Raw genomic sequence first — 13143 nt, 5'->3', positions numbered from 1 at the left:
ATTGTTAGTATCCCCTCGACAAACAAGGAGATACCAATTAAAGATAAGCTAATCTAATATAACCTCTGGTGGAGTACTATCAAACAGCAACACATGGCTTGTATCTCCCTGACCATAGGTATAAGCAAAGTCCCCTGGTTTCATATCCTTAAAGTTAATATCTACACTGACTTCAGTATGCCATGGATAGGAGCCTTCACCATCCCAACCTTGCTGTCCTTCCTTAAAGTCTTCACGTGCTTTATCAGCATTACGACGCTGACGGCGTGCAGGTGTAGAAGGGTCATCATCAAGTTCTGCTCCCGTACTTCCATGGTGATTATTCAAATCTTGCGCCGTTACCTTAAGGGGTATACGACCATCAACCTTCCCAAGTACACCAGGCTTTATACTCACCATCCAACGGCGTTGTTGCATCCAACGATTATTAACATTCTTCGCGCTACCAGTGCTCTCATCGATAGGATCTACAGTATAATCATCGTTTATTTTTAACGTCTTTATATTGTCAAACCCTATACTAAAACCGCTATTTTTTTCTCTTGGGTCTTTAATCGGTTCATTAAACTCCAACATAACATTTATTGCTTTATCAGGGTTTATAAACGCTACTACGGGTTGTTTAGGATCGAGTTTTAAAATTCTCTCTTTCACATAAACCATCTTTAAAGGCACATCCTGATTGAACATAGCCTCAGCTTTTAATGTCAACAAACGTTTATCATACTTATCTTCCCAAAGTCCCGCATAAACTGTTTTCTCTTGTTGTTTGACAGTGACTTTTTTAAGATAAGGTGGTGTATTAGCAATATCATACCAAAAACGACTATAACTAGCAGAATACCAAACACCAAAAGGCAACAGATTTTCTGAATATAATTCAGCCAAGCTTAAGTTTTTATCATTTTTTATTACTGGGTTGCCTGGGCCATAAGGCTTTGTGAATTCTTTTCTTATACCATAAGGTCGTACCAGGTTAGCTTCATTAAAATCCTTTCCAAGTCCTGTTCCCCGCATAATTTGCTCAATATAAAAATACCCCTTTGGTCCTCCATACTCACTGGCTTCCCACCATGTAGAATCCCAATCTTCTCTAAAGTCGCGATAAAAATAACTTCCTACACCATCAATTGACCAACGAGCCCCATCCATCCACTTCCATTCCCATGTTAAACGACAGCTATTTGTTTGCTCACAATTTGGGCTATTAAACATTTCTGCAAGCTCGCCATTTGCTGCATTAGAATGTCCAAAAATTACAGGGTAATATAATTGTGCCTGGTATAAGGCCATATTGTATACCCCTCGCGCCAGACTATTAGCAAACAAATCCTGTTGCTCACTTAACACCAATGACGGATTTTTAATTGGTTTAGGCCAAACTCGATCAAAGGATTTTACTGGTGACAAATGATCATGACGTTGTTTAATAATTTTTGGATTAAACAATTTTTGAATATTAAACATTGGTTTTTTTGATGAACTAGTATCATTTGTTCGCCAAATTTGGGTAGGAATAAAATGAGCCTCATTATCGTCTCTTTCTTCGTGAAGAACACCACCAACCATAAAATCAGTCAAGTGGGGATCATTTGCTGTATGGGCTATAGAATTCATATCTTCTACATGGTGTAAAGAATGACCAAATAACCAAAACCCTAACTCTTTACTCTGATCATATCCCTCAAACCCTTCTGGATCAGTCTTTTCATCTACATAACCAAACGCCTCGATCGCTTGATCAAAATAGCGCACACCTACCTGCTTACTGGGAACTAACTCTCCAATCATTGCTAACGCAGTATCATCATCCGGCGTAAATAATAATGCAGGTGGAAAAGCAGCAATAGGAGAACCTATCTTACTTTTATTTCTCAATCCTTGAGTACCAAAGGTCATAGGAATACCACTGTAAGCGTGATAAAAATGCGAAAAAACACGGTTAACAGGATCATCCTCTTGTACCACCCCATCAATCACATTCTTTACAGGATTCCTAAAAACAGCAAACCCATTCTCGTCATCGGCTTTTGACCGTTTTTCATCAAATTTTGGATCAGTCCCCCAGTACTTTTTTATTGATTCATTTACACCATTTTTAAAGCTTTCTTCTTCATAGTAAAGTTCAGCATAATTCAACTTTGACTTATCTTCCAATTGAATCGTTTCAATCGCACTATCAGATATAAGTGTGTGAGTTGTATTTGTATTATGTGCACTACAACAATAACTAATCATTGTAAAAAACAACAACAAAAGACATTGAACAAATAATTTATAATAACTCATATATTTCACCAAGCATATAGCAGCACAAGCTATAAATGTTTAACCTTAATTTGATTTACAATAGAACGTTTATAGGATTCAGCAAAACGTGCATCAGTAATACTCATAGGAAGACTGGCATCATTCCATATTTTTTCTATACCAGGTATATACTTTTGAAGTATCATTTGCCCAGGAGTAAAATTTTCTAGATATTCTCTATTAATTCTTATAAAATGCGTATATAAATAGTCTGCATAATGTTCCTGCCATGATATTTTTCTTGCCTCGATTAAAGATACGTTATCTACTTTCATCACAGCATCATAATAATCATCGGGATTTTCATAAAAGTGTTGCTTATATATTGCTTTCACAGAATCATCAACTGTATATAACTTAACTGGATCGAAATTAAATGGAATAAAATGATTATTACTGGGTATTTCGATGCCATAACTAGATGTTGATAATAATGGATGATAGACCGATAATGTCAAAACTGGAGGTCGGTCAGGCCAAAACCGCCCAACCCAACCGCGTGGGAAATGAATCTTTTGACCCGTCTTAACAATACGCTTCTCTGAATAGCTTCCACCAACACCATGATCGGTAGCATGGTAGTAGCCTAAGTAAATAACTACATCTTCAACAGGTTCATCTGTTTCCAGCACTATTTCAAATGGACCATAGCTTCCTAACTGCCAAATGGATAAACCAATAATCAATGGCAAACCAAAGAAAAAGAACAACAATAAACACGTTTGTTTAGATGATTTTTTTTTATTTAACATGGTATTCGTTTACTGTTCAACCCATATTAAAGGGGATAAACATTTTCCCCACAAAACACTTAAAACCAATTTAATATTTATTAAATTGTTGCTATATCACCATTACTTTTTATTTTATAACCCAACATTCTCATTTCAGCGGCATATTTATATGGAACGGTCCAATTATTATTCTGATCTTTAGTTACAACCTGATTTCTCTCAAGCAAATCTAATCTCTTATTCTTCAGCAAATACTCAAGCGCCAACAAACGCAACTCAAAAGCTGATGATGATAATAAAACACTTACTTGATTATTTTTATCATCTTTTGTTTTTGCATATTTAAAATCGTTATATTTTTTTGCTAAACTTACAAAATTCTGACTTAATGCTTTATACTTTACGGATTTTACAAATTCATCCGGTGATACTATTTCAGCTAAAGCGAGTAAGACATAGTAATCACCCACATCCCTTAATGGCTTTGCAAGCCACGATTTAATATGAGGCATAATCAGATCTTTTAAACCAAGCTTTGCACCAAGAAAAATAGCCATATCTTTAATATCAGTACTAGTATTATTTGCTAGATATTTTGTTACAATGCTAGATAACTCAGGATTTAAATTCATAATTAATGGAACAAAAGCACTACGTTGATGAATAATAGAAACGCCTTCTGTATTCAATACTTTTTTTGCATAAAGATATATTTCCTCACTAGGGCCAATCTGAGCTAATGACGAAAATATTTGTTGATGCACCATATGTTCTGGCAAAGAAATTTTATCAGCATCTATCAATGGTTTAATGCTTTTTTGATCACCAATCAAACCAAGCACCATCACTAATTGAATTTTCTTAGCTGCAATTTTATAAAATGCTTCTGACTGGTAATCAGATATTTTATTTTCCTCAGCCGATACTTCTGCAAGTGCCTTGTGTATTTTTTTTAGAGTAGATTGATCAGCTTGAAGTAAAATTTGAATTGCCTGTCTTGCTTGACTTGATTGAAAAGCTCCTAAACTACTCAATGCATTATCAAACTCATCGTCACTTGGCGAGGCATAAATAATACATGATATAAACAATAAAAAAGTAAAAGCCGATTTAGTTATTAAATTCATGATAACTTTCCTTTGTTAAAGGGGCATGCTGTGCCCCTTTAGATTGATACATACTTTTAGTTAACTTGTAGTGATATTAATAGTTCTTTAACAACCAAATTCTCTCCAGAGCCATTTTTAAGAATAAATTTAAATGGAATCATATAAGTACCAGCCTCTGTATTTTGCGGAATATTTATGAATAAATCACCTTCAATTCCGTTCGCTAATAAGTATAAATTCTGAACAGACCATCGGCTAATAAATACAGGTGAATTACCATCAAAATTTAAAGTGAAGTTAGCTACTTGTCTTAATAATTCTCCATCAATATCTAGCTTCAATGCACCTGAACCTTGACCATTAGTCACTGACATTTCTATTACAGGTATAGATGGCTTTTGAGCTATTACATTTATAACTTTGGTATCACTACCATAATCATTCGTTGCCTTAATCTGGATTGAATTATTTCCTTCTTTCAGCTCTATAGGTACACTGAAACCAATACCCTGAATTTGAGCTTTGACTCCATTCACAACAACCTCTGCTTTTGGGTCTGAAACTGTCCCTAAAACAGTGAAGCGTAACCCCTTAATTATTTGTCCTTCCTCAAGATTACTTAGTTTCAATACTGGCGCTTCGTCAATTACAGACAACTCAGGAATAATGATATTGAAAGTAACTTCATGTGAAAACAGCACATTGCCAGAGCTCCCTTTAATGTCAATTATTACTGGTACTTCATAAGTACCCGGTAATGCATTTGCCCGTGTGTTAAATGACATATCTAAGGTAAGTACTCCATTTCGTATCATAGCATTGTCAGCACTGAAGCCACTTATAAAGTTAGGAGATTTACTAACACGATAAGAGTAAAACGCCATTTGGCTAAGTAAAGGGTGTTTAATGGTGAGCGAAGTTTTTGCTGTACTATTAATTGGTACTTCAACTGAAACCCGATCATTAGTTGAACCACTACCACCATTGTCATCAGCTTCTTTAGCAGTAACACGAACTTCAATTTCGGTACTGCCATACTGGTTTGTTGCAATTATCTTTATAACATTATTTCCTAGCGTCAAAGGTACCGTTACTTTAAACTGCCGCTCTTCAACAGTAGCGGTTACTCCGTTAACGGTAACAGTTGCATTCGGGTCAGAAATTTCCCCTCTAATTGTATATTCAAGACCATTAATTACCTGCTCATTAACTATATTACTTAACGTAATTTTTGGAGATTCTTCTGGTACAGGAATCACTACATTAATAACAACATCACGTGTAAATAATGTATTTCCTTCGCTGTCAGTAAAGGTTAGGGTTACAGGTATCTCTTGAGTCCCTGATAAAGCTGATGCTTTCAATTCTAAAGTAATACCAATTTTTAAAGCATTAGCATTAAGTCGCTCCATAGACATACTTAAATTTGAAAAATCATAACTTGGCCAATTAACTCTAGGAGAGACTTGTCTTAACTGTTCAAGAACTGCTTTCGGCTCATAAAAAGTCATCCAGGCTGTTCCTTTGCTTCCTGCAGCAAGCCTAAGATCAAATTTGGTTTGCTCCTCAAGTGATACTATGACATTTCTTTCTAATGATGTTCTACCACTATAATTATCTGCTTCAACAGTAATTGTATTAGAACCAGGATCAAGTTTAATCAAAGCAGTATAATGCCCACTAGCATTCACTTTAGCATCAACACCATTGACTCTCACTTGTGCAGAAATATCTGATACTGTACCACTAACATTCAAACTAAGATCACTTAGAAGTTGTCCATCATTAATATTATCTATAGTTAATGCTGGTTTTTCTTCTAGGAACTTAACTATAAGATTAAAACTAGATTCAGCATTACTATTTTTTGCTTTAATTGTGAATTTATTAATACCTTTAATCACAGGTAAATCATAGTCAAACTTATAATCCACCAAGCTTTCATTTGAATAATGATCATTGTCAAAATGTTCAACATTCAAACTGGTTTCATTAATCATCAATGAATCAACTTGAATATTTCCATCGAAAACTCCATTTAAATGAAACTTATCATGGTTTTCATATTTTTTATATCTAACGATATCAACTTGTTTTTCTCCCGAATCATTAGTGTAAATAACGAAGCCTTGATCATCAAACAATTGCTTTAAAATAGGCTCAACAGCTTGATCTCTGATCAACAAAACAGTTTTATTTACAGTATTACCAGTATGGCTAGTTACAGAAATGAGTATTTTATTTTCACCATCGTGTAAGCTAATTCGACGTACAAAACGTCTATCTAAACGCATACTACTATGATTGGGGCCGTTAATGACGGTTGTTTCCTCATTATTAATAGTCACTACAGGGTTGGCATCATTTAAAGTTTGTACAAAAAGAGTTACATGATCATTTCTAACAATGTGCCCACTTTCATGAGAAATAGTAAACTCAGGTATAATAGGCTCATCAGTAACATTAGCTTTAAGAACTACAGGATATTCTAATAATAGTTCATCATTTTTATTAAATAGCTTAATTATTAATGGAATGATATGCTGCTCAATTTCGGTTTCCCAACCAGACCTAATTTTTACTCTATGATAAACTTTTCCATTTTTTGCAATTAATTTATCATCATTAGAGACATTAAAGTTATGATTGGATGAATATCCATTATCTATCTGAACCACATTAGATAACTGATCCATACTTATAGGTAATGGTATATCAATAAATTTAGTCTCCCCTAAATTTATTGATAGTGGAACCCTACTATTCTCAGGCACATCAAATACAAATGATCGTTCCGTTGACCCAGTATAGTTTGTTGACTTGAAAGTAATGGTATTCTTTCCTGCCTCGAGCAATGGCACATTAAAAGATGATTCATACTGTATATTTTCTTTAAAAACTTTATTATTTACAAAGATATCAAGTTTGGCATTTTTATCACCTTGATTAACGTTAAAGCGAACAGTTTCAGTTCTAATACTATCACCATTATTAACATTATCTTCAAGCTCAACTTTCAAATCAGGTGCTTTCTCAAGTACAATAATTGAAGGCGTTAAAGTTGTTTTCCCTCCTGGGTTATTGGCAACAATTTCAATTTTATTAACTCCTCCTAAAAGTTCAATCTTAGCTTCAAACACTAAGCTGTTATTATTTTTTTTGATTGATGCCTTAATACCATTTACAAGAATTGTATCTACAGGAATAGATGAATCAATTTTCCCACGAATAGTAAAAAGTTCATTCTCTGAACTACGATATATTTCAATACCATCAATACCACCAGATAAATGTATTTTAGGCTTAACCCACGGCATCTTATTCAATTTAAATTCTTTAGTAGATTCGTGGCCAGTATGACTAACGGCTCGAACAGAAATTATATTCGCACCATTTTTTAAATTTACAGCTGCATGATGCTCCAGAATAAACTTACCTGAGTCATTAATATTTTTATTTCTATCGAGATAGGTTCTTCTAGCTAGTGTACCATTTACCCATATTTGTGCTAATCCATCATTCTCAATACCAATAGCTAAATCTTCAGTTTCTCTATATACGACTTGATCATTTTTATGAGAAATTAACCTTATATCAGGGATAATCTCCCCTTCAGGATCAAGCTGATAGAAAAGATCGTACTTTTCTTCATGAGTAGCACTCGAAAAGAGAACATAATGTCCATTACTGGAGATCAGTCTTGTATTACCAGGCCGCCATAAACCAGCATCAGCCAACTTACTATACTTTAATTCAAAACTGGCAATCACATGCTTATAAAGCATATAAGGATTATTTGCTTCGAAGTCATACTCATCATTTAAAACACTTACCAGTTCGCTATACCTTGTATCTAAATCAGCATCAATTAATTTTGCCCCTTTACCAAATCCCGAATATCCATACAATTGAAAATCAAATTTTTTGGTTTCCCCTGGTTTAAATGCAATAATTTTCGGCTCATGTATTACATTTATTTTTTTCAAATACTTACTACCATCTTTATCTGACACTTCAATGATAATTGTATTATTTGTAGCATAGTTCAACTGTACATTATGAATAGAAAAATCATTACCATAAATTTTTGCCTTTTGCCCATTAACTAATACTTGTTCAATATTAGCACCATAAACAAAACCAAACATATTAATGGTTCTTTTAAATACTTTCTGGTTATCCGATATTGAATCTATAAATATTTCTGTTTTCTTATCAATATTTTTCACATCCCAAGTAGCGCTTATATTTTTTGAGTATAATATTTCACCCTTACCATTAACAAAGTCTATATCAATATTATCCTTATAAAATCCAGGGGCAAGTCCACTTGCTATATATTTGCTTGAAAATCTTCTTGCAATTTTTCTTCCTGAGTTTTCAACTAAATACTTTAGCCTTATTTTACCGTAACCAACTTTATCAATTTTGTTGGATAATTTTACTTTACCCATGAATGGGTATCTAAAAGCTCCCGCTGGAGTTAATTTATTAGATTTTTTATAATCCCAGCTTTTTATTTTTGGTATTATTTCATCTGGAACTTCTACGAAAAGATCAACGTTAGCAACTCCAACTTTTGGAATCGTAAATTTATATGGTTTAAATATTACATTCTTGAAAAACAACAATTCCTTACCACTAGATTCTTTAGCAGTAAACGATAATTGATTATCACCTTCTTCTAAAGTGAGATAACCATTAAAATTATTATCAATGACATTTATTTTTTTACCATTCACATAAATTTCTTCGAGCTTAGAAGAACTAGAGCCTAAAATAGTTAATTTTTCATATCTAACCTCATCCAATTCATTGAAAGAGTCAATTGAGATTACAAACGGTGCTTTTATTATACGGAAAGTATTACCACCAACAAGACCTGAATAGTTTGTGGTAATTTTAAAATCATTATTCCCATCATTTAATTCTGATTTATAATTAAAATACCCTAACCCATCTTCACCTTGAACCACATCAATTTTTTCTCCATTTATAAATATTTTTGAATTGGGATGTGATACTTTTCCTGACAGGCTGACTTTATCATCACTAACAACTTGTTTATTTTTATGTGATATAATATCAACATTTACTGGAGAGTTTGTTTTTCGGTAAACCACTAATTCTTTTACATCTTCAACTGTATTATTAAGCACAGTAAGGTCTATATAATTCCTTCCTGGAGTTAATTTAACATCTTTAGAAAAGTAGTTATTCCCATTAGCGTATATAAGGTCAATATCTTCATCGTTGACCTTTAGTTTTCCAACTGACCCAAAAACCCTTCCAGAAAGTAGAAAGTTTTCAGAGTCATATATTTTCCCAAAATACTTTGGATCAATATCCAAAATTGGCTTTTTATCGACAACTGCAAGTTTTAACCAAATGCTTTCCTCATGTAAATTATCGTTATCTTTATTTACAAAATTTAATTTAACAAAACCATCTGACACTCCAGTATATTTTTTATCTTTTAAAGTTAGCCCAAAAGATATCTTAATCCTACCTTTGTTTAAAAATTTTGTTATATTAGTCTTACCCACTGTAATTTCATCAACTATAGAACTCCTTGTTTTCCAAGAGCTCATTTCATTTATAACATTATTATCAAGTGGCAAATCAAAATCAACTACTCTTTTTCTTCCTGAATAAATTGTCACGTAGACAGGTTTAACATTAATAAATATGTCATGTTTTACAAAACCACCTTTTGGGCTCTTCCCTGTAACTCTTATTCGATTACTCCCTTCCTTAAGCTCCACTAATTTACTAAAAACACCATTATTAATCGTAATAGGTTTATCATTTATTTTTACAACTGTATCCTGAATATCAACTGATCCATGTAATGTTGTCCACTTACTATTAAGCTCCATTCCATCATAATGTGAAGTAATATTTATTTGAGGTGGAATAGCATACTTAATTTTTAAATGTCTTTGATAAATTTGGTTACCGCTATCAAGAATTTTTACTATAATTTCATTATCACCTTCCTTGAGGCCCTTCAATTTTGTATAAAACTCAACTCCTCCAGGAATTAAAACTTTATTAGCGACAATACCATTTATTGTTATAAAAGCATCATCATCCTTTACTAGCCCTTTTAATAAGGGCTCATCAGTAGAAACAACCTGATTATCATCAAAATTTACACTAAAATTTGTTTTATTATTATTTAGGATTTCATTAGGTAAACTTTTAATCTGCTGTTTTAAGTTTATAATATATCCATCTACTTTATTGATATTAAAGTCATCTCCTACCAAGACACCTTCATCGTATCCTGCAAATACAAAACGTTGAGCCTCGCTATTAAAATATCGAATCATCGATACTACATCACTCCCTCCCAGCAATTCTAGCAGTTTAAATGCTGAAATTGATTCCTTGACACAACCAAACCCCAATAAATTGACGCCAATCTTTAACTCTGAATTAACGCATGCAATATTACTTTCCCATCTGTGTATCCGTTGTTTTTTTACTGTGACTATAAAAGCAGAACCAGAGTTAATAGTGAAATTATTTCCATTTTTATTATTATCAACGTCATAGAAAGCTACTTTTTTATCCTCTTCATTATCAGCAGTTTGCTCTATTTTTTCAATATACTCACTTCCACCTAACAATGAAAGAAGTTCATATGAAGTTGATGAATTAGTAAGTGGATAGTGTATTAATTGTTTTCCAGTTTTAAGCTGAACTTCTAATGCATGAGGATTTCTATTCTCTTTTATTTCTTGTAAATTAGGGACTCCATCCAGATCAAAATCTTCATCGCTATCATTGATACCATTATCATTTGTATCTGCAGCATATGGATTACTCCCAATTTGTTCTTCTTGATGATTTTTTAATCCATCATCATCTATATCATCATCACAAGCATCACCAAATGAATCCCCATCTATATTATTTTGATCTTCGTTGTGAGTTTCAGGACAATTATCAAAATTATTTTTTACACCATCTCCATCAATATCGTCTTTAGTTTTATCACACAATAATCCAATACCATCACCATCAATATCTTCCTGCTCAGGATTTGGTATGAATCTACAGTTATCCAAATTTTCAGGTGAGTTTCCATTTTGAATCAAACGACTTAACTTTTGAGGTGTGCTATTCAGTTTATAATTTTCGAATGAAGATCCATCTTTTGATATAAACAATAGTCCTCCATTAGCTGGTAGTTTTTTATATGGAGGAATCTTTAATTTTAATTTCTCAGCAGTAGATGTTTCTAATTCAATTTCGGATTCTTCTTCAAAATTTATACAATTACATATATATGCATCAGCTTGTATAGCTAAAATCCCTTCAACAGATTTTTCTTCTAAAATTAATTCTTTTTTCTCATATTCCCGAGTCATGAGATTGTAAGAACCTAAAATCACACTTTTTTTGCTAGCGGGTATGTATTTAATAAAATATATAAATGCTCTCTGTGAATTTATAATAGGCAGGCTTACTTTATTAATTGATTTTATGTTCACAATTATTCGTGCAAATTCATTTGCACTTTTTATTGGTTTGAAATCATTAACGCCGTCGTTATCATCATCTGGATCACAAATATCACCATATTCATCTCCATCATTATTTTCTTGTAAAGGATTAATATTGTTAGGACAATTATCAATTACATCTCCAATACCATCGTTATCTGAATCAACTTGGTCAATATTCGGTGTAAATGGTGCATTATCATAACTATCTGCAACGCCATCATTATCGTCATCCATATCACAAGCATCACCATTTTCATCATCGTCGTGATTTTCTTGATCAGGATTCACTTGTTTTGGACAATTATCTACATCATTTTCAATTCCATCACCATCATCATCAAAAAGTGGGCGTTTATTTATATCTTTCGGATCTGTCCCAAAATCAATTTCAACACCATCATTAACACTATCACCATCCGTATCTACATTCAATGGATCTGTGTAATAAATAAGCTGTTCATCACCATCACTAATTCCATCACCATCCGTATCATTTTCTGAGGCTAAAGTCCCTATAGATATTTCCTGTTTATCGTCTAAGCCGTCTTTATCAGAATCTTTTTCTTTTGGATTTAAACCATAAATATATTCATCTTTATTATTTACACCATCATTATCAAAGTCTTTTTTTGCATCATTTATATTTGGATTTAACCCGTATAATTTTTCAAAGTGATCAGGCATACCATCTTTATCAGTATCAACCCAATCACTCAATTCAATTGCAGATTTGAATTTATATAGCTCACCAATTTCATCTTTTTCTGACCAATTTATTAACTTGAAATCACTATCATTATTTCCCTCTTTTCCTGCCAGGGATTTCATAATAAGCATTTCATTTTCTTTCAACTGTCTATTTGTTCTTTTTGAAAGATCATACAAATTATTCAAATTAATTAACGCAATACCTTCAGGCGAGTTATCACCAGATAAACCTGTAACAAAGCTTCCATCTTCATTCCTAACAAGTACTATTCCATATTTTGACTCATCATCATGATTCAGACTTATTGCAACAGTAGGATTATTGACTGGAGTTGCCTTATCAAATGTTTTTACTGATGGCAATACTTCTTTATTTGGTATAACCCATGTGTTTTGAGGATTATTTGCATCTTCTATTAGTATTTTGTAAAAGTACTTTTTATTTGATTCAAGGTTTGATATTTGTATAGAAACAATACCTTGCTCACTTAGCTTATTTTCTAGTTCAGTAGAGTTGGATATAGAAAACCCAACTTTCACATCAAGTTTATCTATTTTTTTCAGGCCATAAACATCATCAAACAACTCAACTCTTATTTTAACTGGATCTTTATCATAGTATATTAAAGAAAATGAATGTGACGTAATATCAGCTTCAATTATATTTCCCAAGGTTTTAGCAGTTATACTTTTACTAAATATACTTGCGCAAAGAATAATTAGCACATATATTATGCGGCTAAATCTTTCACTACATATCATACA

At 32.7% G+C, this 13143-nt stretch carries 4 protein-coding genes; all 4 read right to left on the bottom strand.

Annotation, left to right across the window (positions count from 1 at the left end; genetic code table 11):
• Window positions 1–48 precede the first annotated feature (48 nt).
• The 4 genes from ACQ96U_RS10315 to ACQ96U_RS10300 all read right to left on the bottom strand — a co-directional run bounded on the left by ACQ96U_RS10315 (window position 49) and on the right by ACQ96U_RS10300 (window position 13140).
• Entirely contained in the window at window positions 49–2289 is a 2241-nt protein-coding gene (locus ACQ96U_RS10315; protein WP_431721165.1) for a hypothetical protein, read from the bottom strand.
• Between the two features lie 29 nt (window positions 2290–2318).
• Window positions 2319–3062 carry a hypothetical protein gene (locus ACQ96U_RS10310; protein ID WP_431721164.1) on the bottom strand — a complete coding sequence of 248 codons (744 nt, stop codon included), beginning with the start codon at window positions 3060–3062 and terminating at the stop codon, window positions 2319–2321.
• 80 nt (window positions 3063–3142) lie between these two features.
• Window positions 3143–4171, bottom strand: coding sequence for a hypothetical protein (locus tag ACQ96U_RS10305; RefSeq protein ID WP_431721163.1), 1029 nt, complete (start codon window positions 4169–4171; stop codon window positions 3143–3145).
• Between the two features lie 56 nt (window positions 4172–4227).
• The gene (locus ACQ96U_RS10300) at window positions 4228–13140 is read right to left on the bottom strand and encodes a thrombospondin type 3 repeat-containing protein (RefSeq protein ID WP_431721162.1); all 8913 of its coding nucleotides are present in this window, start codon (window positions 13138–13140) and stop codon (window positions 4228–4230) included.
• Window positions 13141–13143 lie beyond the last annotated feature (3 nt).

It is taken from the genome of Zooshikella sp. RANM57 (assembly GCF_050749885.1).
Classification (GTDB): Bacteria; Pseudomonadota; Gammaproteobacteria; order Pseudomonadales; family Zooshikellaceae; genus Zooshikella.
This window is presented reverse-complemented; position numbering and strand designations above follow the sequence as displayed.

Bases quoted from the DNA above. Each gene is read 5' to 3' on its own strand.
- ACQ96U_RS10310 (WP_431721164.1), bottom strand. From the start codon at position 3,062: ATGTTAAATAAAAAAAAATCATCTAAACAAACGTGTTTATTGTTGTTC.
- ACQ96U_RS10315 (WP_431721165.1), bottom strand. From the start codon at position 2,289: ATGAGTTATTATAAATTATTTGTTCAATGTCTTTTGTTGTTGTTTTTT.
- ACQ96U_RS10305 (WP_431721163.1), bottom strand. From the start codon at position 4,171: ATGAATTTAATAACTAAATCGGCTTTTACTTTTTTATTGTTTATATCA.
- ACQ96U_RS10300 (WP_431721162.1), bottom strand. From the start codon at position 13,140: ATGATATGTAGTGAAAGATTTAGCCGCATAATATATGTGCTAATTATT.